Origin of the sequence: Roseimicrobium sp. ORNL1, assembly GCF_011044495.1 — a bacterium.
Taxonomy (GTDB): Bacteria; Verrucomicrobiota; Verrucomicrobiia; order Verrucomicrobiales; family Verrucomicrobiaceae; genus Roseimicrobium.
In genome coordinates this window covers 1,206,149-1,231,176 of sequence record NZ_CP049143.1, presented here as the reverse complement: position 1 = coordinate 1,231,176, position 25,028 = coordinate 1,206,149, and the positions used below count along the sequence as shown (strand labels likewise).

Sequence of the window (25,028 nt, the reverse complement as noted above, 5' to 3'; positions counted from 1 at the left end):
GCGAATCTTCCTGATTCGGACCAAAGCAACGTTGCGCACAAAAGTGCGATGGTGCAGGGAGGTTCAGAGCGTTTCACTCCATAAGCCCAACGGAGCAAACCCTGAAACAAGCATGCGAAATTTCCTCCTCCACCTCGCACTCCTTTCCGCCACCGTCCCCGTCTTCGGGGTGGATTCTCCCATCTGCCTGACCGCAAACGACCTTTCCATCGCCACCGGCAAACCCTCACTGGTGCTCATGTCGAGCGGCTCTGTGCACATTCCCGTGTGGTCACTCTCAGGCGGTACAGAGGGGCAGTCGGTCGCTGGCTTGGTGAGCGGACTTCCACGCGAATGCGCTGCCGTAAGAGTCGAGATCGTCGTGACCACCAACGACGCAGAGACGAGTTCCAGCTTCTCAGATGTCTATCGGGCCCATCTGTCGCAGATGGTGGAGAATGCACCGATTGCTGACCACTACTACCTGGGGACCCCGGTGCATACCCCACTCCCCGCCGGGCCGCTTCACACCCGGACCATCGTTTTGGAGTCCTACTACGAAGTGGTACCGAATGCACCCCTGTGGGTGCGCATCCAGCGTGAGCCCGGCGATCCCGGTGACTCGTTCACCAAACCCACTGGCCTGGCCATGGTCAAGGTGACGCCCTTGGACGCGCCCGCAAAGGCCCACGTCGTGCAGAGCGAAGGCGGCTACAATTCGTGGCCCATGCTGCAAGCCCTCGGTGACAAGCTGGTCTGCGTGTACACCCGCGGCAAAGGGCACACGATTGGGGAAGACGCCCGCGCCACCTACGCGCGCACTTCCACGGACGGCGGAAAAACGTGGACGCCGGAAACGGTGGTCGCCAACTCGCCGGGTTACGGCGATGTCCCTGTCGGGAAAGGGCTCGACTCCACGGGAGCCATGCTCCTCTGGGTGCGTCGCGTCGGCAAGGAGTGGTACCAGGATCTCTATCGCACCACGGATGGCGTGACATTCACCCTCATCTCGACGCCGAAACTCGCCGTGCGCCCCATGCAGATCACCGACGTCTTCTCCGTCCCCACAGTCGGTCTCATGTCACTGTGGTTCGCAGGAGACTACAGTGACAAGCCCACCAATGCGTGGGGCATCGTGACCAGCAAGGACGATGGCGCCACCTGGACGCAGACCACCGTCGAGTCTGACCTGCCCAAAGCGCAGTGGCCGACCGAGCCCGCCGCGGTCTATCTCGGCGATGGCAGGATTCTCGCCATCGCCCGCTCAGAAACCGGTCCGTCTCAGTTCCAGATCGTCTCCACCGACTCCGGAGCGACGTGGAAACGCACGCAAACCAACATCGGCGACATCTTCTGCTCCACGCCCAGCCTCGTCCTCGACGCCAAGACCGGACTGCTCAGCAACTACTACTATCAGCGTGGCAAGGGTCTGCTGCGCCGCCGCATCGTCGATCCAAAGTTCATCTTCGACAATCCGAGCCACTGGCCAGCCTCCGATATCGTGGCCACGGGCAGCAAGGTCACGTTTGATGCGGGCAATGCTAACGCCACCGAGATCAACGGCACCCACTATCTCTCCTTCTACTCCGGCAAAGCTCCCAGTACGACGGTTTACGTATCGGCTGTTCCGGCACCGGCACCTGGGAATGCAGGTCCCTCTTCCTCAGGTTCTGAGCAACCACCGCAGAAATAAAGTGCCTACGCATTCGAGCCCCTGATGCACCATGCGCACTGCATCTCAACGTCCCTCCACACAAAAGAGGACGGTAGGGATGCGCTCCTGCGCGTCCGCAGATAGCGGGCGGAGGCGGTGGGAAGATGCCACGTGACGAGACCTTTTCGCACCGCGACTCCGCACCACCTCCGCCCACCTAAAGTCGGACGCGCAGGAGCGCATCCCTACCGCCTCTTTGGTGGAAGGACGTTTGCCTTTAAGGACATAGTCCGCGGAACTGCTTCGACTGTGCAGCACCGTGACAACCAATGTGCAAAAAAAGGTTTCGCACAAAATCGTAAGGCTTTTTCGGACAGCCATCTTGCATTCGGCACCCGTTCCATTTTCAGAAGCAACCGACTCTGAATATGCGTGTGGTGAATTTCATTCTCGCTTTTCTGCTCTGCCTGGGCTCGGTGACCACGGCACAAGAAAGCTCTGGCACAAAAGCAACAACCCCGAGCAAAAAGAAGGCGTCCGAAACGAGCGCGAGCGGTACGAGTAGCACCCCAAAGAAGAAGGCGACGACAACCACGTCCAGTTCATCATCCAGCAGCACCGCTTCTACAAAGCCGAAGCCAAAGCCCTCCACGTCCTCAGCGAACAAGACGACTGGAACCAGCAAAGAGACCGTCGCAAAGAAGGAAGAGACCAAGAAGGAATCCACCTCTGATGCTTCCACGACAGGGAAACAGAAAGAAGCCGACTCTTCAAAAACTGAAGGCGGTGAAAAGAAGATGAGCGGAGAGGCAGCCGCTGCCAAGGCAAAGACCGGAACCAGCAATAGCGAAGCCACACCGTCCTCAAAAAAATCTACCACGCCGGGCACGGGCACAGACAAGCCTGCTGAAGATGAGGACGGCACCGACGAACGTGATCCCACCAAAGCTGGCAAGAAAGCAGCGGCCGTCTCGAGCATCACCCCTGAGGAGATTGAGGGCTTCGATGCCTACCCCGCCGCCACGCAACAACTCATCCGCCGTTCTCTGGAACTCACGACGCAGAATCTCCGCTACCAGTTCGGCTCCGCGGATCCCAAAGCGGGCGGCATGGACTGCTCCGGCACCATGTACCGGGTGCTGCAGGATTCCGGCATCAAGGAAGTGCCACGGCAGAGCGATGAGATTTGCCGCTGGGTGATGCGCCACACCCGGCTGTATCGCACGGAGGATACCACCACCTTGAAGGACAAGTCTCTTTCCGCACTGAAGCCGGGCGACCTGCTTTTCTGGACCGGCACGTATGACACCAGCAGTCCACGCGAGCTACCCATCTCCCACGTGATGCTCTACTTGGGGAAACGAAAGAAGGACGGCAAGCCGGTGGTCTTCGGCGCGAGTGATGGCCGCTCCTATGACGGACAGCGACGCAATGGGGTCAGCGTTTTTGATTTCGTCATGCCCAAGCGCGATGGCAAGGCCGCCTTCTATGGCTATGGGCCGGTGCCGGGACTGAAAAACTTCGCGGGCGCCTCGGCTGGCCAATAAGCGATCGGGCGCCGCCTTGCGCCGCCCTATTTGCCAAACACCGCGTGCACGTACGCGGACACGGCAGCCACTTCCTGCGGGTTCAGCTTGGTCTCCTCACTCATCTCCGGCAGGATCTCACGCTGCCATTGCGAAAGAGGATACTTGAGCACGGGCTCCACACTGTGGCACTTCGCGCACTTGGTGATGTAAATGTCCCGCCCGTGCGCCAGTTGCGCAGTGTTTGCGCTGCTGATGGAACGATTGGGAAGAGCAGACACCGGAGGCGCCATCTCTTCCAAAGACACACATGCCGTCGCTGACAGTGTTGCCAGGAGCAACAAGCAGCGGACGGCATGTGATTTCATGATTCAGAATTCCGTGACCGGCGACAGCCGCACGAATTAGAACGTGATGCCCGCGATGATGCGCACCTGCGCATCGGGCTCACCATCCACATCCGTCAACTGGAACAGGCCGGCGAGGGTGGCGAACACGTGACCCTTACGGAAGGAGATATTCGGGCCGAGGTAGACCACGTGGTCACCGGCTTCGCTCCACTCTTCGAACTCGATCTCATGCAGTGCTTCCGCACCGACAAAGAAGTTCGGAGTCACCTGATAGCTGACGCCGAAAGTGTTTTCCCACACGCCGGTGGATTCGTCGAGATCGCCAAGGTCTTCACCTTCCCATTCGGCTTCCACCACCAGGTTGTACACGAAGACGAAGGGGCCGACGTTCTTCTGGAGGAGAAGCTTTCCTTCGAGCTCCACTTCCTCCGGGCCCACGAGCACTTCACCGTAGAGAGCGCTGCCAAGGAAGGCCTTGTTCGGGTCGGTCAACTGCTGGCGAAGGGAGAAGCCGGAGCTCTCGTATTTGGCTTCGCTGCCTTCACCGTCGAAGCTCTCATACTCCCAATTGGCGAGGTAGATGTCGAGGGTCAGGGTGTCGGTGATGCCGTATTCGATCTCGTGACGGAACTGGAAAACATCTCCGTCGTCATAGCTCTTCCAAGTGGCCCACTGCTCATATTCCCAGGCACCCTTGGGCATGCCGGTGGTTTCGTAGCTGTAGGAGAAGCGGCGTTCGCTCGCGTTGGCGGTGGTGGTGGTGGAGAGGAGGCCCAGGGCGAGCAGAGCGCCTGAGGACCAGCGAAGGAGACGATTGGTCATACTGAGTGAGGGAGGGAGGAGTGTGTGTGATTGAGATGTCTGGCACCTTGCCGGAAACGAGGGGGAGCAATCCCAAGCAAGGGCCGGTCTTTACTGAGAACGATCCGCAATTGCAAGCAATATCTTGCAGTCAGGACTCAGTCTCAATCTTGCCGCACGGAGTTCTCCGTTTCCCAATCAACAATCAACTCAGTTCCCGCTCACCCCACCAGGCCGTCCACCTTTTTGGCCAGAGCGAAGTCCAGCTTGGTCAGTCCACCCTTGCTGTGAGTGCTGAGCCGGACGGTCACCTTTCGCCAGCCCACGAGCATATCCGGGTGATGATTGGCCTCCTCAGCCACATGGGCCACCTGGCTTACAAAATCGATGCCCGCCATGTAGCTGGAGAATTTGTAAACGCGCACGATTTCCGCGCCCTCCCTGCTCCATTCCGGCAACGTGGCGAGGTGCTCGGCGACTTTCGATTCTTCCAGCAGTTCAGCCATGATCGAGCATCGCACGCTTCCCGGTGGTCGGCTGCATCCTTTTTTGCCTTGCAAGCGCGGAGCCTCCGCCTATAGGCACCGTTCCGCCGCACCGGGCGGCAGGTGCAACTTTCCCAATCCAAACCGACTCTCAAATATGGGCAATATCTACAACAACATCGTTGAAACCGTGGGCCGCACTCCGCTTGTGAAGCTGAACAAGGTCACCGCCGGACTCGACGCCACGATTGCCCTCAAGTGTGAGTTCTTCAATCCGCTCGGCTCGGTGAAAGACCGTATCGGCGCAGCGATGATCGAAGACGCGGAAAAGCGCGGCATCCTGAACAAGGATACCGTCATCGTGGAGCCCACCAGCGGCAACACCGGCATCGCCCTCGCCTTTGTGGCCGCCGCCAAGGGGTACAAGCTCATCCTCACCATGCCGGAAACGATGAGCCTTGAGCGCCGCACGCTGCTGGCCCTGCTCGGCGCGGAACTCGTGCTCACCCCTGGACCTCAGGGCATGAAGGGCGCGATTGCCAAGGCGGAAGAAATTCTCAAGAACACCCCGAACGCCTGGATTCCCCAGCAGTTCGAAAATCCCGCCAACCCGGAAATCCACAAGAAGACCACCGCCGAGGAAATCTGGGCGGACACGGACGGCAAGGTTGATATCCTCGTCGCTGCCGTGGGTACCGGCGGCACCATCACGGGCTGCTTGGAAGTCATCAAGCCCCGCCGCCCTGGCTTCCAGGCGATTGCGGTGGAGCCCGAAGCTTCCCCGGTGATCAACCAGACGCTGGCAGGTGAAACCCTTCAGCCCGGACCGCACAAGATCCAGGGCACCGGTGCCGGCTTCGTGCCTAAGAACCTCCACCTGAAGGATGAAGCGGGCAATGCCCAGATCACCGAGTGCGTGAAGGTCTCCAACGACGACGCCTTCGCGATGGCCCGCCGTCTTGCCAAGGAGGAAGGTATTCTCGTGGGTATCTCCACCGGCGCAAACGTGGTGGCTGCCATCGAAGTCGCCAAGCGCCCTGAAAACAAGGGCAAGCTCATCGTGACCATCGCCTGCTCCACCGGCGAGCGCTATCTCTCCACCGCACTGGCTGATGAAGCCAGAGCGAAGGTTGGCGCGTAGTCATCTATTGCTCAGTTTCATTTTTTTCGCCTCCTTCCCCCTCCCTTCATGTCGGCCGCCCAGAATCCCGCAGTTCCTCCTCAAGCACACGCTCCCAACGAGCCCAATGCCATGGAGGAGTTCCTTGAGAAGAACTTCAAAAAGCTCGCCATCGGCTTTGTCCTGCTGGTCGTGCTGGTGGTGGTTCTGGGTCTGGCGCGGCACTTCCGTCATCAGACGGAGGTGGAGGCCTCTGAGCTCTTCACTTCCGCCAAGAACGCCGAAGCCTGCGATCTGGTGGTCAGCAAGTACCCGGCCACTCAGGCCGCGGGGAATGCACAGCTTTTGAAGGCAGACTTCCTCTGGGCGGAGGGCAAGAAGGAGTCCTCCGTAAAGACGCTTCAGGAATTCATCAAGTCCGAGAGCAGCCATCCGCTCCTCCCTCAGGCCATGCTCGCGCTCGGCACGAAGCAACTGGTGATGGGTGAAAAGGACTCCGCTCGCAAGACCCTGGAGGAGCTGGTGCAGAAGTATCCCAAGCAGGATGTGGCCGCCGCCGCGCAGCTTCAACTGGGCGACCTGCTGTGGTCCGAAGGCAAACTGGAGGACGCGAAAAAGATCTTCAACGAGCTTCCCAGAAACTTCCCCACCAGCCCTGTGCTGGCTCGTGTCGACGAACGCGTCAAGATGGTGGACTCCGGCCTGCCGACCGTGGAAGTGGAACCGCCGCCGGCACCTCCTGCTCCCCCGGCCCCCGTTCCCGGCGCCACCGTCCCGCCCGTGGCCCCGAGCCTGCTGACGCCTCCTCCCGCCGCTTCCGCTCCCCTCTCCGCCCCCTCACTGACTCCCGCCGCTCCGGTCGTGGATCCGCTGATGCCGAAGACTCCTGCTCCCGCAGCAGCTCCTGAAGCCCCGAAGACGGAAACGCCTGCACCGGCACCCGCGCCTGTACCGGTGCCGCCGTCCACGGAAAGCAAGCCCGTGCCGGCTCCGACGCCAGCCCCTGCTCCTGCTCCGGCTGCGGACAAGCCTGCTGAAGCTCCGGCTCCTACACCAGCGCCTGCTTCTCCGGCCCCGGCTCCCGCTCCTGCCCAGGAAGCGCCGAAGGCGGATGCGCCTCCTGCTGCTCCTGCAACGCCCACTCCGGCGGAGCCTGCTCCTGCAGCGCCAGAAGCTCCGAAGCCCTAAGGCGGACCTGTCGAGAAGAAGATTATCCGAAAAAGGCAGGCCATTTGGCCTGCCTTTTTTGTTGCGTGCGGGAGCGAAGGACTTGGCAAAAGGAGCGTGGACACTCTTGTCCGCCGTTCTGTTGCGCAGCTTCCCCCATCACGTGGAAGTGACCGGGCGACGCCTCTGGAGCAGCTGGTGGAAGGTGGCCTTGCCTGCCAAACGAAACAGGGTGGCACGTCAGGGGCAGCGGACAGGAGTGTCCGCGCTCCTTTGAAATGCCCGGCGCTTCCCTTCGGATTGAGTGCCCTCACGGCTCTCATACCAAGGATCTGTGTCGCCTCACGCCGCCTCACTCACCTCACGCTGCTTCTCCTCGGGAGTGCGGAAGAATATTGCCACCGTGAAGGTCACCACCGTGCCGAACAAGATGCGCCAGGGGAATTCAATGATTGGCATCCACGAGGGCCGCGAAAAACCCTTCGCGCCAAAGTTCGCCGCGATGCTCTGGTCGAGGCCGCTCAAATAGGCAACCACCAGAAAGCCAGAGAGCATGGCAATGGCGTTGCCGAAATCGTTGCCACGAGTGCGCGTGAAAAGGCCGACCATGAAGATGCCAAGCAGTGAGCCATAGGTGTATCCAAAGATACCCAAAATGATTGGAATGATGCGCAGTTCGGGGTGTTGCACACTCACCCACGCAGTGGCAAGCGCGACCGCGACCAACAAGGCGGAAAAAAGGATGGTTCCCAATCGCAACGCACGCACCCTGCCGCGTTCATCAGCCGGTTCGCCGAACCAGCGAAAGTGAAAGTCCCGGACATAGCTTGTTGCCAGAGAGTTGATGGCAGTGCTCAGGGAGCCCATCGTGGTGGCGAGCACCCCTGCGAGCACCAGTCCGCGCAGCCCTGCTGGCATGACCGTCAGAATGAAATGAGGGAAGACCTTGTTCGCCTGGACATTGCCTTTGGCGTCCACAGGCAGAAGTGGATCCGGATTGGCCGCGTAGAATACATTTAGCAGAATACCGATGGCGAGCACGACCCACGCAATGGGTATGTCAGCCAACCCAGATAGAATGGTGGCAACAGCGCTCTGACGCTTGTTCTTGGCAGTGAGCATCCGCTGCACCATGTCCTGGTCCGTCCCATGCGTGGCAAGCGTCACAAACGTAGAACCGAGGAACGCAGCCCACAGCGTGTATTCCTGCTCCAGGATGGACTTCACATTGGCCCAAAAACCAAGATCCGGATTCACCCCTGAATCGAAGAGTTGCCAATCGTGGTGGCCCTGAAGTTTCTCATGTGCTCCAGCCCAGCCCCCCGGAATGTGGGTGAGCAGATAAAAGAACGAAAAGCCCAATGCAGCGAACAACACCACAATCTGCAAAACATCCGTCCAGATCACGGCACGGATGCCTCCCACGGTCGTGTACACGGCGGTGGCAAGAGTCACAAACAACAGGGCCAGGCCTGTAAGCCAAAACTCCTGCATGGGTGTGATGGTTTCAGTGGGGTTCGCCAGACGCCACAACAAGACCAGCAGTACTGTTGGAACCCAAAGTCTGGTCCCGCTCGCCAGCAACCGCGTGACAAGGAACACGGCAGATCCCAATCGCCTTGTCCTCGGGCCAAATCGGATGCCGAGAAACTCGTAAATGCTCACCACATTGTGCCGATAAAACGCGGGGATGAAGAATGCACTGACAATGACGCGGGCCAGAAGGTACCCAATAATGAGCTGGAGATAGGTGAAGTTCCGATGGCTGAATCCTTCGCCGGGAGTTCCAAAGAATGTCCCCGCACTGATCTCAGCAGCGAGAATCGAAGCCAGTACCGCCCACCATGCGATCTGCCTGTCGCCCAGGGCAAATCCCTCCATGCTTCCGCTTTTGCTACGCTGGGAAAGCCCAATGCCCAAGACCAGACCAAAGTAGAGCAGGAGAACAACAATGTCCGCGACGTATGCCATGCGCCGATGATGGCGGAGATTGGCGTGGGAGCAAGAAGGGAAGTCCGGAGGTGGGAGTCAGGGACTTGGGGAGTTTGCAATGGTTGAGCGGTGGTTGGCTATGGTTGAGCTGTTGTTTTTGGAGACGGACAGCTCCGCATGGTGTCGGTTTGTGGGCATGGATCATCCACGGCACTGGGATCTCAGCGCCGTGGATGAACTCAGACTCCGAACTGCGGAATCCGCACTCCGGCTTCTGACTCGACTCACTCCCTAAAAGTAGTGGTCGCGCAGGGAACCGTCATGCCGGCCGGAGCGCAGGCAACAGTTGCGGAAATTTCCGGCTGGATCCGCACGGACACAGATCGTTGCGTCCGAGCTTCTCGACCAGTTCCTTGATTCCGTGAACCACCCGCCATCCTTTCATGACGCGTGTTTCGCTGGGGTAGCCTTTTCGGCGCTTGCTAGTGCGCTCGAAAAAAGGCGCCGTCTTCGTGTGCGTGTTGCATCTTCATGGCAGCCTCCTTGTTGGTTTGTTTGTTTTGATACGCCATCGGATGATGGCGGGCAGACTCAGTGCCACAAGTTGGCTGGAACGCAAGGGATGCAGGTGGAAGTGTGAGGCGCAGCCTCCCTGGACTGGGGCAGCCTGCTGCCGCTTTCCTCAGCACAGCCTGCTGTGCGTCTCCACGCGACGAAGTCGCCAAACTTTTCTGGGTGTAACCTCACGAGCGAGTGTCACCATCGCCGCAGCAGGCTGCGGACTCTTCAAAGCGGCAGCAGGCTGCACGCAGTCCAGGGAGGCTGCGCCTCGGAGCTTCCCTACTTCTTCACCACCTCAATCGGCGGCAACTTCTCCGCGAGCAGAGCCCTCAGTTCCTTCAACACGGCAGCATGCTGCGGGTCTTCGGCGAGATTCTTGTACTCATGTGGGTCCACATTGTGATCGTAGAGTTCGATCCCATTCCGCCCTTCATCCCACTCGGTGCAGCGCCAGCGGTTCGTGCGCACGGTGCGGCCCCAGTATTCCGCTTCCTTACCGCGGCGCGCCTGGGTGAAAGCGGAATCATGAATGGACACACCCGGATCCTCCAGCACGGGACGGAGGGACTTGCCTTGCAAGACATCCGGCGCGCGAACACCAGCCAAGTCACAGAGGGTAGGATACACATCGAGCAGTTCCACGAGACTGGAACTGCGCTTCCCAGCTCCCTTCGTTCCCGGCGCGGCAATGATGAAAGGCACACGCGCACTCTCTTCAAAGAGACTGCGCTTGTGCCACAGGCCATGCTCCCCGAGATGCCAGCCGTGATCACCGGAGAAGACGACGATGGTATTCTCCTCCAGTCCGAGTCGCTTCAGCGCCTCCAGAACCACTCCAGCCTGCGCGTCCATGTAGCTGACACAGGCAAGGTAGGCACGGATGGCAGCACGACGCTGCTCCGGGGAGGAAGTCAGTGCGTATCCCGGCACCGCACCGTTGCGAGCAGGCAGGGGGATATCGGATTCATCATCTTCCGGTGCTTCGGGGAGGGTGATGGAGTTCAGCGGGTAGAGGTCAAAGTACTTCGCCGGGGCCACGAGGGGCAAGTGCGGACGATGGAATCCCACGGCGAGGAAAAACGGTTTCGCAGCGTCGCGCTTCTCCATCCAGTCGACGGCTCGCTCGGCGAACTGGCCATCCACCATATTGTTGTCCGGACCGGTGGTCTCCTGCCACGGGAGTCCCTGTTTCTTGCCTGCCTTCACCTTCACTTCGCTCGCACGCGTGGCCGGATAGGGCCGCTCATCGCGAAAGGGCAGGCCGAAGTGCCACGCCTTGGGGTCATCCATGCTCTCAGCACCGGTCGGTACGCCGAGGTGGAAGATTTTCCCACACCGCGCAGTTGCGTAGCCCTGCTCCCGGAAATGGTGCGGCAGGGTCATCACGTCAGGCAGGTTCTGGTAGAGATTGTCACCATTGTCCGTGACCCGGGTGGTATTGGGCCGGAGGCCGCTCATCATGGAGGCACGGGAGGGATTGCAGTGGGGGAACTGGCAGTAGGCTCGATCAAACTGCACCCCGCGCTTCGCCAGGGCGTCGAGGTGCGGGGTCTTGGCGACAGGATGGTCATAGCACCCCAGGGTAGCCGCGAGGTCGTCTGACATAAGCAGCAGAACATTCGGCCGGGCAGGCGTGGCGGCGGAGAGAGTCCAGGACGACACCAGCGCGAGTAGCAGCAGCAGCAGGGAGGTACGGCGGTTCATGGCAACGTGTGCGCATGGAGACGGCGCAAATGGGCGGATGTTTCGTCGAGATGCCCCCTCCCTTCATGGAGAAACGGAACACCAGCATTTCGCACGACTTCTCAGAATCGCGAGCAAATTGGGGATGTTTGCAGGTTCGCAACGCCTTACCCCACCAAAAAGGAAAGAATTTGAGCCATTTCGACTCCTTATTTAAGGTGTAAAACTATACTTATACTCATTGATGATACGTGATTGTTACCGAATTTATGGGACAGTTTAGTGAATTGAGGGTGCCTTCCTAAAAAAGGGGTCTCTCCAGCCACTTCGACACATGCTCCCGCAGTTCCCCAGCAACGACGCTCATTACAATCAGTGGCAGGATAACCTGACCTCGGTGGCGCTCACCCATGCTCACGAGCTGAGCTTGGATCCCACGCGAAAGGCAGCGCTGGAAAACGCCCGGCTCGCCTGGCAGAACGCCTTTACCGACCATCTCAAGGCCCAAGCCGCAGCGGCAGCCACGGCTTCCTGGAAGGAGAACGCCCGTCGTGAACAGGAAATCTTCCTGCGCCCCCTGCTCGCCGAGTGGCAGGAGAACCCCAATGTAAGCCTCACCCTGCGCACCGCCCTGGGCATGGGTGCCCGTCACGAAGGACGCAACGGCAATACCAAACCGACGACCCGCCCCCAGCTTGAGGCGGACACCTCCCGTATGGGGCAACTCACCATCCACTTCCGCGATTTCGGCTCCAGCACCAAGGCAAAGCCCCCCGGAGTGCGTGGCTGCCAGTTCTGGACCCAGATCGGTGGCAGCCCTCCCGTGATTCTGGAAAGCATGAACCACGTGGCCACGGACACCCGAACGCCCTACGTGATTCAGTTCAACGAGGAGGACTTCGGCAAGCTCATTTACATCATCGGACGCTGGGAAAGCCAGCGCGGTCTCACCGGTCCCATGAGCGAAATGCTGACCGTGACGATCCCTGGGTGAGGTCCCCAATGCCGGAAGCGGGGTTGACGAACGGCCTTTTTCCGGCCACAGACTAGGTGCACTCTGGCGCAAGTCGGATGATGGCAGTCCATTTGCCGCCTCCAGCCCGCCTCCTTTCGTGCATCCCTGATCTCCTGTGACCACTCCGAAAAAGCCCAAACCGTCCCTGCTCCACCGTCTGAAGTCAGGCATCAAGAGTCTGCTTGGCTCCAAGAAGAAGAAGACCGAGGAGAAGAAGCACGGTCACGAAGAGCATCCGGAGAAGCTGCATCCTTCGGCGAAGCATCCCGCAAAGAAACATGCGACGGAACACGCCCAGGGGGAACGCAAGTCCGCCCGTCCCCCGCGCCCTGAAGGTGAACGCCGTGAAGGATCGAGGCCTCCTCGCGAAGGCGACCGTGGCCCCCGCGGTGGACGTGATGGCGAAAGAGGACCTCGCGGCGGCAGAGATGCCCGTGGAGGACGCGACGGAAGATCCGGCGGTGGTCGTGGCGGACGCTCCGGCAAGCCCGAGCGCGGTGAACGTGAAGAGCGCGCCCCGCGCCAGAACTTTGAGGCCCTTCCCCCACCCCCGGCACCGCCTGTGCCGGAAGGCCCGTATCCCGAGGCCTTTGAGGTCCTCGGCTTCTCCCCCGCCATCCTCGCAGGCATTCGTGATCTCGGATATGCGCAGCCGACGGAAATCCAGGTGAAGGCCGCTCCTATTGTACTGGAAGGCCGCGACCTCGTCGGCGCCTCCCAGACCGGCACCGGCAAAACGGCCGCCTTTGGCATGCCGGCGCTCAGCAAGATGGGCGCCCCCGGAGCTCTGCGATGCCTGATCCTTGAGCCTACCCGTGAGCTGGCGGCCCAGGTGGTGGAGAATTTTGAAAAGCTGGGCAAGTACACCGGCCTGCGCACGCTGCTCGTGCATGGCGGTGTGGGCTATGAGAAACAGCGCAAAGGTTTGCAACAGGGCGTGGACATCGTGGTAGCCACCCCGGGCCGCCTCTTGGACTTCATGCAGGACGGCACGGTGAATCTCGACACAGTCGAGGTGCTCATCCTGGATGAAGTGGACCGCATGCTGGACATGGGCTTCCTCCCGGACGTCCGCCGCATCGTGGAGCGCACGCCGCGCACGCGCCAGACATTGTTCTTCTCCGCCACCATGCCGGCCCAGATCAAGGGTCTGGCCGACTGGGCGCTGAAGGAGCCTGCCAGTGTGGAAGTCGGCATCCGCTTCTCGCCCTCCGAGACGGTGAGCCACTACCTCTATCCCGTGGCCAGCGATCAGCGTGAGGAGTTGCTGCTCGAGCTGCTGCGTCGCACCGATTTCCACAGCGTGATGATCTTCACCCGCACGAAGATGGATGCAGATCGCCTCTTCGGCTCCATCCAGCGCGATGGCGAACACAAGGCCGCTGTCATGCATGGTGACATCACCCAGCGCGACCGCGAGAAGGCCCTGCAAGACTTCCGTGAAGGCAAGGTGGAGGTCATCGTCGCCACCGACGTCGCCGCACGCGGCCTCGACATCAGCGGTGTGACCCACGTGATCAACTACATGGTCCCGGAGCGCTCCGAAGACTACGTGCACCGCATCGGCCGTACCGGACGCGCGAAGAAGGAAGGCGATGCTTTCACGCTCTTCTCCGCCGAAGAAATTGGCTATGTGTCTTCCATCGAGCGCCTCATCGGCCAGGAAATCGAGCGCAAGAAGCTGGACAACTTCGCCTACAAGTACACGACCGTACTGGCAAACGAAGACAAGGCACGAGCCATCATGTTCGGGCGCAAGGCGAAGAAGCGTCGGTAGATTTTTTGACCGCTAACTTTCGCTAACAAACGCTAATAGAATACACCGCTTCGGCCAAAAATCCGAAGCGCGGACTCATTGAAATTTATTAGCGCAGGTTAGCGTCCATTAGCGGTCCGCTCGATCTTCACTCACGGCACCTGTTCGCCGGAGCCTTTGTAGAACCAACCTGCAACGCGACCATCCACCACTTTTGCCAGGGCTGTGGTGCTGAATTTGCCGAAGAGCGTTTGAGCGTCGTACTCCACGGCCACGACCCAGCAGGGCTTACCATTGTGTTCTCCCTGCTCTGGAGTACCCCAGCGCGTGATGGAGTTCGGTGTGACTTCCGTGACCATGCCGGCACGCATGCTGGCGAGAAGCAGCGGGCAGGTACCATCCGCGCTCACCGCGGGTTTGCCGTCGGCAGAGACTTGTGATGCGGTGGTAACCACCGGAGAGCGGTCGCGATTCTTCCACGCGATGCGCGCCTCTTCGATGCGGCGTTCGCGCCAGGCATTGTAAGCCGTGGTGAGCGTTCCTTTGAGGTCTGTGGAGTTGATGCTGACGGAGGCACGCGCGGCCGCCGTAGGCGTGGGTGCCAGGACGAGCAGGCCATTCTCCAGCGAGAGCGCGGTTACCTCGCTACCCACCGGCATCTGGGTGCTGCCGTAGCTGGCCTTGAAGGCGACGGGGAGCACCAGCTTCACCTGCCGGGGAAAGGCACTGGCAGGGATGCGCGTCCAGTTTGCAGTAGCCTGCTCCACGGTGGGCAACGCGGGTGGTGTGAAGGCATCCGGGGAAGTAGCCGGAGCGACCGCCACAGGGGCAGGGGCCGGCATCGGAGCCGGAGCAACACTCACTGGAGCGGGCGGCTGCGGAGGCGGTGCGGCCTGCGGTGTCTGTGGAACGGTGGGCGCGGTGGAGGCAACATTTGCCTGAGCTCCGGTCTCTGAAGACTTCGCTGCCGCAGGTTGTTTGAAGACCATCTTATCCTCCGGCGGAGCAAGGAAGTAATCGTAGGCGAGGAAAGCACCGCCCAGCACAAGGACCGTGATGAAGAGAGATTTCAGGGTTTGCATGGTGTTGATTCTTTGGGAGTTCGGCTTTTCAACGGCATGGCGCAAACGTCAGCCCGGAGCTTCGTCGGGGAGTGAAACCGTCGACTGGCTCCACCGCTGACGCACGGGCCATACCAATTTGTCTACATCGTGCTTAATTTTATTCGAATCATGGTGTTATCGGGATCGGGGAGGCGGCCAACGATCCCTGGTGCGCGGTGGGGTGCGGCGACGGCGACGACGCACCGACTTGCGCACGGGAGTGAGCCTCAGCGGCACGTCGTGTGCCACCGCTCCACGAGACTTCCACTGCGCCATCCATCGAGAGACGGCGCGGCTCCAGTAGCAGGTGGTACCAGGGAAGATCATAGCTGTATCCAGGTGCCAGCCAGCACCACGGCTCCGCGCGGAATTGCTTGGATCTTTTTCCGCATTGCAGCGCCGTCGCACCAGCTTTCATCCCCTTACAGAAGCAACCGTTGTCCGTTGTTACACGATTTGGCAAAAATTTCGCGGCTGGGCCGTCGTCGCACTCAACACGCCACCCTGCCACACCACCACCCTCTCTAAGTCAATTCTATGTGAATAGCTTGTAAAAGTTTTGTCAAAGCATCACCAAACCTTGATTTAGTGCAATCAATGCGGCGATCCCGTGCTCATGAACCTTTATGCACCACGATTCGACGGGTGACAAAATCGTCAGACTTCCAGGTGGAAAGCGGGGAGGAATCGTAAACCTTGCAAATCATGGATCGCCACGCCCTCCGTTCCCAACTCGCTGAACTCAATCTCACCCAAAGACCCGACGAGGCGCCCTTTCGCGATCAGATGATGACGCTGCTCGATGCAGAGCCCCAGTGTTTTCACCGTTCCTGTTTTCCTGGTCACTTCACCGCGAGCGCTTTTGTGGTGAGCGCGGATGGATCACGCGCGCTGCTGAATCATCATCGCAAGCTGGATCGGTGGCTGCATTTCGGAGGTCACTGCGATGGAGACGAAAACCTCGTGCGCGTGGCGCAGCGCGAAGCCCTGGAGGAATGCGGCATCGAGGGATTGATTGTGGCTTCTTCGCGTCCCTTTGATCTCGATGTCCATCCCATCCCTGCCCATGGGAATGAGCCGGAGCATCTGCACTACGATGTGAACTTCGTCCTCATCGCGCCGGAGGGTGCGGTGGAGACCATCAGCCCGGAGAGTGTGGAGCTGCGCTGGTTCACCCCGGACGAGATGCGGGCACTCCCGCTGGTGGAGAGCATGCAGCGCATCGTCCGGAAGTGGGAGGAACTGCGGGCGAGACGTGCACACGCGGTTCCGGGCGCGTAATGAATGTGTCCCAACATGCGCAGACCCCTCCCCCATCGCTTCCGCATGCAGCATGCCGTATGCCTCACCCTGAGCCTCGGTCTCCTGGTTGCTGTGATCGCGATGACGGTCTCCTGCAGCTCGGGGCACTTCTATTCCCAGGCGGCTCAAGGACAGGTGGAAATGCTCCGCCGCGCGCAACCCATTCCGAAGGTGCTGGAGAATCCGAAGACCAGCCCGAAGCTGCGCTCGCAGTTGGAACTCGTGCAAAAGCTCCGGGCCTTTGCGCATGATCATTTGAAACTGCCGACGGATCGGCAGTACAAGAATTACGCGGACCTCGGCCGGAAGTTCGTCGTGTGGAATGTGTATGCGGCGCCGGAGTTTTCTCTGAAGGCCAAGACCTGGCGGTATCCCATGGTGGGCTCGCTGAAATACCGCGGCTTCTTTTCTGAAAAGGCAGCCAAGGAAGAAGCGGACGAGCTTCGCGAAGAACACTACGACGTGATGGTGGGTGGTGTGCGGGTGTATTCCACTCTGGGATGGTTTTCCGATCCGGTGCTGAATACTTTTGTAAACGACAAGGAGGCGCAACTCGCGGAGACCTTGTTCCATGAACTGACCCACGCGCGATTCTTCGTGAGCGGGGACACGGATTTCAATGAGGCCTATGCCACCGCCAGCGGGCAGGAGGGTGCGCGCCAGTGGTTGCGGGCGAAGGGCGACACCGCCGGACTGGCGCAGTATGAAAAGGACCTGCAGGAGTTTGGCAGAATCCTCGCCCTGCTCAAAAGCACCCGCGCCCGCCTGGAAGAACTCTACAAGCGCGAGGACCAGATGACCGAGGTGGAGATGCGCGCGCAGAAGGAGGCGATCTTCAATAACACGAGAAATGAGTATGCGGCCATGAAGCGCCGTGGCGAATGTGATGAGTCCTACGACCGGCTTTTTGGCGGTCAACTCAACAACGCCCGCCTCACCGCGCTCGCCACCTACTACGATCTGGTGCCAGCCTTTCACCAACTCTACGAGAAGGAGGGGCGCGACTGGGAGAAGTTTCACCGCGCCGTGGAGGCCATGAGGCCGCTGACCAAGGACGCGCGGCGGAAAAAGCTGGGGGCCATCAGCGCGGAATAGCACACCGTGATGCAAGAATCGCGCGTGTACGGCCTTTGCAATGGCATGCGCTTCTTTCTCATCATCGCCGCCCTGGGCTGTCTGCTCGTCCGGGGTGCGCACGCAGACGCCAAGTCCACAGCTCCCTGGAATCTCGATCAGCTCTTCAAAGCCCCGCCGCACGAATGGGCGGACCAGAAGAGCCCGGTGCAGGCGCTCTTCTACACGGGTGAACCTTTTCAGGGAAAGCCCAGCCGCGTGTTTGCCTACTACGCCTCACCCGATACGCTCGCGGGCACTGCACCCAAGCCAGGAACGAAGTATCCCGGCGTCGTGCTGATTCACGGAGGCGGCGGCACGGCTTTCAAGGTGTGGGCAGAACTGTGGGCGAAGCGGGGGTATGCCGCCATCGCCATGGACTTGGCGGGAGTCCGCCCAGACGAGGCGGATAACACCAAACGCACGCCCATTCCACAAGGCGGACCGGGGCAGGATCACGTGGCCAAGTTCGAGACGGTGAAAACGCCAGACGTCACGGATGACTGGAACTACCACGCCGTGGCGAACGGCATCCTCGCGCACTCGCTGCTGCGCAGCTTTCCCGAGGTCGACGCAGACCGCACCGCCGTGACCGGCATTTCGTGGGGCGGCTACACCACCTGCATCGTGGCCTCGCTGGACCACCGGTTCAAGGCGGCCGTGCCGGTGTATGGATGCGGCTTCCTGAATGAAAACAGTTCGTGGTTGCCGGAGTTCGAGAAGCTGGGCCCGGAGTACACGAAACAATGGATGAAGATCTACGATCCCAGTGCGTGGCTGCCGCAGTGCCGTGTGCCCATCTTCTTCGTGAACGGCACAAACGATGTGCACTACCGGCTCGACAGCTACATGAAGAGCTTCAACGCCGTGAAGCTGACTCCCAAGAACATCCGCATCCAGGTGAAGATGCCCCACGGCCATGGTGCAGGCTGGACGCCCATGGAAATCGGCCTGTATGTGGACAGCCTGCTCGGGGTGCGTGGTGAAAAGCCGCTGCCGACATGTGCCGCCCCGACGATCGAGGGCGAGAAAGTGAAGGCGTCCATGCACAGTCCCACTGCCATCAAGACTGCTACGTTTACCTATGCGAAGCCCGGTGATGCCTATCACACCCGTGAATGGGAGACCGTTCCTGCCACGCTGGAAAACAATGTCGTGACAGCCCCTGCGCCACCTGCGGACTCGGACATGGGCTTCTTCAGCCTCACGGATGAGCGCGGCGCCATGGTCAGCTCTCCGGTGTGGATCAAAAAGAAACCGTGACGTGATCACCACCTCGCGAGTCTGCTCCGTATTCGCGTGATGCGCTTTGCTCTGAACAGAACCATCGCACTGCCGGGCATCCTCTGCGTCAGTGTGGGTTTTCTATGCGCACAGGCATTCGCAGAGGACTGGCCGCAATGGCGCGGTCCAACACGGGACAATGCGTGGCATGAACAGGACATCATGGAGGCCTTTCCCTCCGAAGGACTGAAGATACGCTGGCGCGTTCCGGTGGGCCCCTCGTGGTCCAGCCCAGTGATCGCAGATGGCCACGTGTACGTGACCGATGTGGTGCTGCAGAAACCCAAGGCTACTGAGCGGCTCCAGTGCATCGAGGAATCCAGCGGCAAGGTGTTGTGGACGCATGCGCATGAAGCGCCGTATCCCGACTGGGGCTTCACTCCGGGTCAGGAGAATGGACCGTCCGTGACTCCCATCGTCCAGGACGGCAAGGTGTGGATGCTGGGTGCCATGGGAGGATTGTATTGTCTGGATGCGAAAACGGGCGCGACGCTCTGGCAGAAGGATCTCGCCAAAGACTATGGCATGGGTGGGTTCTCCACGAATGCCTCGCCGCTTATGGATGGAGAAAAAATCATCCTGGTGATCGGCGGCAAGCCAGATGCGGGTGTGATCGCATTGGACAAGAACAGCGGAAAGGAAATCTGGCACGCGCTGGACGAAGCCTCCGCCAACAGCTCGCCTACTATCCTCGAAGCCGCCGGAAAACGGCAGCTCATCGTGTGGACGCAGCAATCGGTGAGCGCTCTGGATCCAAATAATGGTGAAGCACTCTGGCGGCAGCGACTGCTCACCAGCTCGGACAACACGGTCTCCACGCCGGTGACACAGGGAGATCTGTTGTTGATTGGAGGTTTGATGTTGAAGCTGGATCAAAACAAGCCCGGCTCCTCTATCCTCTGGCCGGATACCAAGGCAGTTTCGCATCGCGTGCTCAGCAACACTTCTACCGCGATGCTCACTGAAGGGCATGTCTATTCCGCCACCACCAAGGGTGAGTTGGTATGCCTGGATGCGCAGACCGGCGCCAAGCTCTGGACCAAAGATGGACTCACCTCGAAGGCCACCGGCACCGCGATTCACTTCTTTCCACAAGGGACCAGCAACGGCAATGGAAGCGTGCTGCTCTACACCGACCAAGGAAATCTCATCCGCGCAAAGCTCACTCCACAGGGCTATGAGGAGGTGAGCCGAACGAAACTGCTGGAGCCCGTGTACACGTTTTCAGGACGCAAGCTCTGCTGGTCCCCGCCGGCTTTTGCGAATGGGTGTGTGTTCGCCAGGAACGAGAAAGAGATGGTGTGCGCGGAGCTGAAACGGAGGTAGCAGAGCCTAGCCTTGCCTGCGAATCATCTCCTCACCCCATTTTCTGAACTGTCTTTCTTCCGTCTGATCTTCGAAGAGCACCCAACCATCGCCAGCAGTGCAAGTGTATTCCTCCAAGTCCTCACCCTTGTTGACCATAAGGATGAACTTGTGGTGGTGCTGCTCCTCCTCCACGAGGAACTTCACAAATCCGTCATCGTCGACATCCAGTTCCAGCCACAGATCCCCATAGCCCATGCCTTCAAAGTGGCGGACGAAGCTTGCCCCCCAACCCACAGACGGATCGAAGCTGTGAAACCAAATGTCGATGGGAAATGCTTCATAAGGCGCGCAGTTCAGCTCCTTTGCCCTGCGACGTTGCTCGGTACAGAGCATGCGATGTGTCTGATAGTCGTAGTCGCTACCGCGTGTCACTACGGAACGCACGTCCGTCCGCGAGAGCATCTCCTTCAACTTCTGGTAATACGCATCGCTACGCTTGGGTAATGTAGGAGTAACGTACTCGGGACGCGTGCGGAGCACTGTAGTCTCAGCCTTAGAGTCCAGTGGATGTCGTCCTATCTTGATCGACTCCATCTGGATGGCAATCAGCGGATCGGCGCTGGCACGCACCTCGGCTTGCGCCGCCTGAACTTGCGCATACAACCTCCACATTTCGTTGAAAAACTCAGCACCTTCCCGGGCCTCCAGCCAGCAGGCATCTTCAGGCTCGGTGTCGTCCATCGCCCACATGAAGCGCCTGTCAAAGTCGACCAAGGGAACGAGGTCTTTGTATTGTACCCTGTCTGGCCCTTCGATGACTTCCACCCACAAATACTTCCAAACGTCACCGGGCCTTCTGATGGACATCAGTTCATAGACCCGATATGCCTCGCGTGCGTCGGCGATAAGATGGTCCAGTGCCGAAGCGAGGATCTTCACCTTGAAGGGTCTCGTGACTCGATCCCACCCTGTGTATTCAAGTTCAACAAGCATCGTTTCCTCTGAAGTTCCCGTTGAATTTCAAATCAGGGATAACCAACGCACTTTCTCAAGCCGGGCTTCGCTCACGAGCCCCCCGGCTCTTCCCAGATCCGCTGCACACGCTCAATCGCAGTCGCCTTGCCCGTGGCGGCATCTACATCCACCAGCACACCGCAAACTTTCACCGGACCTCTGGCCACATGATGGCGGCTGGGCATCAGCGTCGTGAAGCGCGCGATCGCCGCATCCACTTCCATGCCGATGCAGGAATTAAGGGGGCCGCACATGCCGGCATCACAGAGGAAGGCGGTGCCTTCGGGAAGGATGCGCTCGTCGGCGGTCTGCACGTGGGTGTGCGTGCCGACCACGGCGGAGACTTTGCCATCCAAGAACCAACCCATGGACACCTTCTCGCTGGTGGTCTCACTGTGCATGTCCACGAAGATGACCTTGGTCTCCTCCCGCAACTTCTCCACCTCGGCCTGCATGACGGTGAAGGGATTCTCCAGCAGCATCTTCATGAAGGTGCGGCCCTGCACATTCATCACACCGACTTTGCCCTTCTTGGTCTCCAGCACCACGCTGCCACTGCCGGGCGTGCCCTCGGGGTAGTTGATGGGGCGGAGCAGGCGCGGCTCCTCGTCGAACCAGGGGATGATTTCCTTCTGGTCCCACACGTGGTCGCCCGTGGTCACCACGGCAGCGCCGGCGCGCATGAGCCCAATGGCGAGCTTCGGCGTGAGACCACGGCCACCGGCGATGTTCTCGCCGTTCACAATCGCGAAGTCCACGGAGAATTCCTCCTTGAGTTTCGGCAGCAGATCTCCCACCGCGCGGCGTCCGGGATCGCCCATGACATCACCGAGGAAAAGAATGCGGATGGTGTTGTCGTCTGGGGCTCCGGTCATGACGGTGGTATTTGCAGATGAATTGCCCGCGAATCAAGTTTAGGCTGAGGGTCATGTCATTCTGGAGACGATTCAAACCGGCAATCGGCGTGGCGGTAATCGCGCTGTGGGGGAGAACCATGCCCGCGCAGACGCCTGAGACACCGGCACCTGCGCCGTCCTCTGCCGCTCCTGCGCCCAGCCCAGCTCCGGTCCCAGTCCCTGTCCCTGCCCCGCCGCCCTCTCCTGCTGCGCCGGGTTCCGTGTCACCGGCCATGGCTCAGGAGGATACTCCCCCACTGCTGGCAGTGCCGCCGGACAAGCCGCAGCTCAGCCCCCTGGCGGACAAGCCCGACTGGAACGCGCTGAAGGCCCTGGCCAGCGTCCTGACGCGGACGGAGTTTCAGCAGGCGATGACCTCCGTGTATGCGGATGATTCGACCCAGCTCCCACCCTGGCGGGTGGAGGGGGAATCGCTCATCGTGGAAACCTCGCCCGGCGCCCCGCCGGTGACCGTGCCGTTCCTCAATGTGGATGCCCTGCGCAACAAGCCCGTGCGCTACTGGCGCACCCCACGGGAGCTCCCCCCACTGCAGAAGGGTGACCCGCCGCTCAAGGGCTTGCACATTGCACTGGACCCGGGCCACATCGGCGGAAACTACGCCGAGATGGAGGAGCGCTGGCTCAGCATGAACCCCAGCAATCCCCATGAGGCCGTGAGGGAGGGAAGCCTGGTCCTGCAGGTGGCGAGGCAGCTCAAGCCGCGGCTGGAAGCTCTGGGCGCCATGGTGACCTTCGTTCGCGAGGCTGAGGCTCCGGTAACCACTCAAAAGCCGGACGACCTCCGCCCGGTCGCACGCCAGGTGCTGCAGGATGCGGGCGTCCCCAATCCGCCGGAATCCTATGCCAACCGCTACGACGAGCGCCGCATCATTTCCGTGCAGTGGCAGGCGGAGAAGCTCTTCTACCGGGTGAGCGAGATTCGCGCGCGCGGACGCCGGGTGAATCAGGAACTCAAACCCGATCTGGTGCTCTGCCTCCATCTCAATGCCGAGGCCTGGGGCGATCCGGCAAAGCCCGCCTTCGTGCCGCAGAATCACCTGCACCTGCTGGTGAATGGCTGCTACAGCCCGGCGGAACTTCGGCATGAGGACATCCGCTTCGAGATGCTGCAGCGCCTCTTCAGCCGCGTGCATGAGGTGGAAATCCCCATGGCGGACACCGTGGCGGACGCCATGGCGCAATCTACCGGCCTGCCCGCGTATGTTTATAACAAGAGCTCTGCGCGTCGCGTTTCCGGCAGCCCCTACGTCTATGCGCGCAACCTGCTGGCGAACCGCCTCTACCAGTGCCCGGTGCTCTACTTTGAGCCTTATGTGATGAACCACGAGGAGACGTACAAGCGCCTGCTGCTCGGGCAGTACGTTGGGCGCACGCTGATGGACGGAAGGCTCGTCTCCAGCCCTCTGGAAGATTACACCCGCGGCGTAGTACGCGGCCTGGAGGAATACTACAGTTCCGTGCGCACCAAGGAAACTCCATGAGTTATCTCGTCATCGGTTGTGGTTACATTGGTGAGCGCGTCGCCGACCTGCTGCACGAAGCGGGGCACGCCGTGGTGGGTGTGACGCACTCGCAGGAGTCCGCACAGAAGCTTGCCTCAGCGAAAGCCTATCCCGTACATGCCTGTGACGTGAGCCAGGCCTCGGAGGTGCAGGCCCTCGCTGAAAAGCTGGAGGTGAGCCCTGCGTGGGTCATCCACTGTGCCTCCTCCAGCCGTGGAGGCGCGGAGACGTACCGGCAGGTGCATCTGGGGGGCTGCAGCAATCTCGGCACTTCCTTTCCAGAGGCGAAGATCCTTTTCACCAGCAGCACGAGTGTGTATCCGCAGACGGATGGCTCGGTGGTCACGGAGGAAAGCGATGCCACACCGGATCGCGAGACCAGCCAGATCCTGCGTGCGACCGAGGATCTCGTGCTCGCCGGTGGCGGCACGGTGGCACGGCTGGCGGGCATCTACGGACCAGCACGATCCTTTGTGCTGAAGAGCTACCTTGAGGGCACAGCCACCATTGAGGGAAATGAAGGCAACGGTCGCTACCTCAACCAGATCCACCGTGAAGATGCGGCGCGTGCGCTGGTGCACCTCGCGACCAGTGCCCCTGCGGGCATCTACAATGTGACGGATGATACCCCAGTGACGCAGCGCGAGTGTTTCACCGCGCTCTCGTGGCGCTTCCAGAAACTGATGCCGCCCGTTACCGAGCCGAACAATCAGCGCAAGCGCGCCTGGACACACAAGCAGGTGTCGAATGCGAAGCTGCGCAGCACGGGATTCACGCTCACCTTTCCTTCCTACGAGCAAGCCATCGCGGAAGATCCCGAGCTGGTGCGCTCCATCATGGCTCAGCTGGCAGTGAACGGATCTCCCCAGCCTGCTGGTGAAGCAGCGTGTGGGTGCAATGTCATTCTCGTCGGCCTCATGGGCTCAGGGAAATCAACCGTGGGCCGCATGGTGGCACACAGCCTGGGCTTTGGCTTCGCAGACACCGACCATCTCATCACGGATGCTGCCGGGCAAACCATTCCCGAGATCTTCGCAGCTGAGGGAGAAGAAGGATTCCGCGTGCGTGAAACGGCGGCCCTGCGCTCGCTCGTGGGCCGGGATGGGATGGTGATCGCCACGGGCGGCGGCATCGTGACTCGACCCGAGAATCTTCCCCTGCTGAAGCAGCTTGGCTTTGTCGTCTGGCTCAATGCGGATCCGAACACGCTGCACCGCCGCACGGCTCATAGCCATGACCGCCCCTTGCTGAAGAATCCCGATCCTGCCGGCACCCTGCGCAAACTGCATGAGGGACGCAGCCCGCTCTACGAGCAGGCCAGCGACATGAAAATAAATACCGATGACTTCTCGCCGCAGGATGTAGCTTATGGCGTGGCAGAGACGGCGAGGGTGCACTTCAGCAAGGCATCCCCCGCTCCTCGCACACATCCTCACTCATGAAGAGCAAAACGAAC

General features: G+C 60.4%; 22 protein-coding genes. 12 read left to right on the top strand and 10 right to left on the bottom strand.

All coding sequences use genetic code 11. The features are described from left to right. Positions 1-112 precede the first annotated feature (112 nt). Positions 113-1,672, top strand: coding sequence for a sialidase family protein (locus tag G5S37_RS05015; RefSeq protein WP_165201461.1), 1,560 nt, complete (start codon positions 113-115; stop codon positions 1,670-1,672). A gap of 367 nt (positions 1,673-2,039) precedes the next feature. Here G5S37_RS05015 and G5S37_RS05010 read toward each other — a convergent pair whose 3' ends face one another. After that, complete coding sequence (locus G5S37_RS05010; protein WP_165201459.1) at positions 2,040-2,456, bottom strand: hypothetical protein; 417 nt, start codon at positions 2,454-2,456, stop codon at positions 2,040-2,042. On the opposite strand from G5S37_RS05010, the gene G5S37_RS05005 reads away from it, so the two are divergent. After that, positions 2,431-3,180 carry an NlpC/P60 family protein gene (locus G5S37_RS05005; protein ID WP_165201457.1) on the top strand — a complete coding sequence of 250 codons (750 nt, stop codon included), beginning with the start codon at positions 2,431-2,433 and terminating at the stop codon, positions 3,178-3,180. The genes G5S37_RS05010 and G5S37_RS05005 overlap by 26 nt on opposite strands. Before the next feature lie 26 nt (positions 3,181-3,206). Here G5S37_RS05005 and G5S37_RS05000 read toward each other — a convergent pair whose 3' ends face one another. From G5S37_RS05000 to G5S37_RS04990, 3 genes are all read right to left on the bottom strand, one after another. After that, positions 3,207-3,527, bottom strand: coding sequence for a hypothetical protein (locus G5S37_RS05000; protein WP_165201455.1), 321 nt, complete (start codon positions 3,525-3,527; stop codon positions 3,207-3,209). 36 nt (positions 3,528-3,563) lie between these two features. Next, positions 3,564-4,331 (bottom strand): hypothetical protein, encoded by a 768-nt coding sequence (locus G5S37_RS04995; RefSeq protein WP_165201453.1) that lies wholly within the window; start codon positions 4,329-4,331, stop codon positions 3,564-3,566. Between the two features lie 200 nt (positions 4,332-4,531). Then, the gene (locus tag G5S37_RS04990; RefSeq protein WP_165201451.1) at positions 4,532-4,816 is read right to left on the bottom strand and encodes a 4a-hydroxytetrahydrobiopterin dehydratase; all 285 of its coding nucleotides are present in this window, start codon (positions 4,814-4,816) and stop codon (positions 4,532-4,534) included. A 136-nt stretch (positions 4,817-4,952) separates the two neighbouring features. Here G5S37_RS04990 and cysK point away from each other — a divergent pair, with 136 nt between their 5' ends. Together cysK and G5S37_RS04980 are read left to right on the top strand one after the other, a co-directional pair. Next, on the top strand, positions 4,953-5,936 hold the full coding sequence (gene cysK / locus G5S37_RS04985) for a cysteine synthase A (RefSeq protein ID WP_165201449.1): 984 nt from the start codon (positions 4,953-4,955) through the stop codon (positions 5,934-5,936). A gap of 48 nt (positions 5,937-5,984) precedes the next feature. Further along, positions 5,985-7,103 carry a tetratricopeptide repeat protein gene (locus tag G5S37_RS04980; RefSeq protein WP_165201447.1) on the top strand — a complete coding sequence of 373 codons (1,119 nt, stop codon included), beginning with the start codon at positions 5,985-5,987 and terminating at the stop codon, positions 7,101-7,103. Between the two features lie 321 nt (positions 7,104-7,424). Here the strand turns inward: G5S37_RS04980 and G5S37_RS04975 are convergent, their stop codons facing one another. From G5S37_RS04975 to G5S37_RS04965, 3 genes are all read right to left on the bottom strand, one after another. Further along, positions 7,425-9,053 (bottom strand): sodium:solute symporter, encoded by a 1,629-nt coding sequence (locus G5S37_RS04975; protein ID WP_165201445.1) that lies wholly within the window; start codon positions 9,051-9,053, stop codon positions 7,425-7,427. A gap of 280 nt (positions 9,054-9,333) precedes the next feature. Next, on the bottom strand, positions 9,334-9,459 hold the full coding sequence (locus G5S37_RS32830; RefSeq protein WP_206026314.1) for an SEC-C metal-binding domain-containing protein: 126 nt from the start codon (positions 9,457-9,459) through the stop codon (positions 9,334-9,336). Positions 9,460-9,854: 395 nt separating this feature from the next. Continuing rightward, the gene (locus G5S37_RS04965; protein WP_165201443.1) at positions 9,855-11,279 is read right to left on the bottom strand and encodes a sulfatase; all 1,425 of its coding nucleotides are present in this window, start codon (positions 11,277-11,279) and stop codon (positions 9,855-9,857) included. Positions 11,280-11,592: 313 nt separating this feature from the next. Between G5S37_RS04965 and G5S37_RS04960 the strand changes: the two genes are divergently transcribed. After that, complete coding sequence (locus G5S37_RS04960) at positions 11,593-12,252, top strand: hypothetical protein (RefSeq protein WP_165201441.1); 660 nt, start codon at positions 11,593-11,595, stop codon at positions 12,250-12,252. 136 nt (positions 12,253-12,388) lie between these two features. Continuing rightward, positions 12,389-14,050, top strand: a complete 1,662-nt coding sequence (locus G5S37_RS04955) for a DEAD/DEAH box helicase (protein WP_240914801.1) — start codon at positions 12,389-12,391, stop codon at positions 14,048-14,050. A gap of 131 nt (positions 14,051-14,181) precedes the next feature. On the opposite strand, the gene G5S37_RS04950 is transcribed toward G5S37_RS04955, so the two are convergent. Next, positions 14,182-15,111, bottom strand: a complete 930-nt coding sequence (locus G5S37_RS04950) for a hypothetical protein (protein ID WP_165201439.1) — start codon at positions 15,109-15,111, stop codon at positions 14,182-14,184. 726 nt (positions 15,112-15,837) lie between these two features. Between G5S37_RS04950 and G5S37_RS04945 the strand changes: the two genes are divergently transcribed. The 4 genes from G5S37_RS04945 to G5S37_RS04930 all read left to right on the top strand — a co-directional run bounded on the left by G5S37_RS04945 (position 15,838) and on the right by G5S37_RS04930 (position 20,157). Beyond that, positions 15,838-16,413 (top strand): NUDIX hydrolase, encoded by a 576-nt coding sequence (locus G5S37_RS04945; RefSeq protein WP_165201437.1) that lies wholly within the window; start codon positions 15,838-15,840, stop codon positions 16,411-16,413. 15 nt (positions 16,414-16,428) lie between these two features. Continuing rightward, complete coding sequence (locus G5S37_RS04940) at positions 16,429-17,529, top strand: aminopeptidase (RefSeq protein WP_165201435.1); 1,101 nt, start codon at positions 16,429-16,431, stop codon at positions 17,527-17,529. 45 nt (positions 17,530-17,574) lie between these two features. Continuing rightward, positions 17,575-18,810, top strand: coding sequence for an alpha/beta fold hydrolase (locus G5S37_RS04935; RefSeq protein WP_165201433.1), 1,236 nt, complete (start codon positions 17,575-17,577; stop codon positions 18,808-18,810). 183 nt (positions 18,811-18,993) lie between these two features. Then, a complete protein-coding gene (locus G5S37_RS04930) occupies positions 18,994-20,157 on the top strand; it encodes a PQQ-binding-like beta-propeller repeat protein (protein ID WP_206026313.1) in 1,164 nt (387 codons plus the stop codon). Between the two features lie 6 nt (positions 20,158-20,163). On the opposite strand, the gene G5S37_RS04925 is transcribed toward G5S37_RS04930, so the two are convergent. Then, on the bottom strand, positions 20,164-21,078 hold the full coding sequence (locus G5S37_RS04925) for a hypothetical protein (RefSeq protein ID WP_165201429.1): 915 nt from the start codon (positions 21,076-21,078) through the stop codon (positions 20,164-20,166). 125 nt (positions 21,079-21,203) lie between these two features. Next, complete coding sequence (locus G5S37_RS04920; RefSeq protein ID WP_206026312.1) at positions 21,204-22,028, bottom strand: TIGR00282 family metallophosphoesterase; 825 nt, start codon at positions 22,026-22,028, stop codon at positions 21,204-21,206. A 53-nt stretch (positions 22,029-22,081) separates the two neighbouring features. Between G5S37_RS04920 and G5S37_RS04915 the strand changes: the two genes are divergently transcribed. Both G5S37_RS04915 and G5S37_RS04910 read left to right on the top strand, forming a co-directional pair. Continuing rightward, positions 22,082-23,551, top strand: a complete 1,470-nt coding sequence (locus G5S37_RS04915) for an N-acetylmuramoyl-L-alanine amidase (protein ID WP_165201427.1) — start codon at positions 22,082-22,084, stop codon at positions 23,549-23,551. Then, complete coding sequence (locus tag G5S37_RS04910; protein ID WP_165201425.1) at positions 23,548-25,014, top strand: shikimate kinase; 1,467 nt, start codon at positions 23,548-23,550, stop codon at positions 25,012-25,014. The genes G5S37_RS04915 and G5S37_RS04910 overlap by 4 nt, the downstream gene beginning before the upstream one ends. Positions 25,015-25,028: the final 14 nt, after the last annotated feature.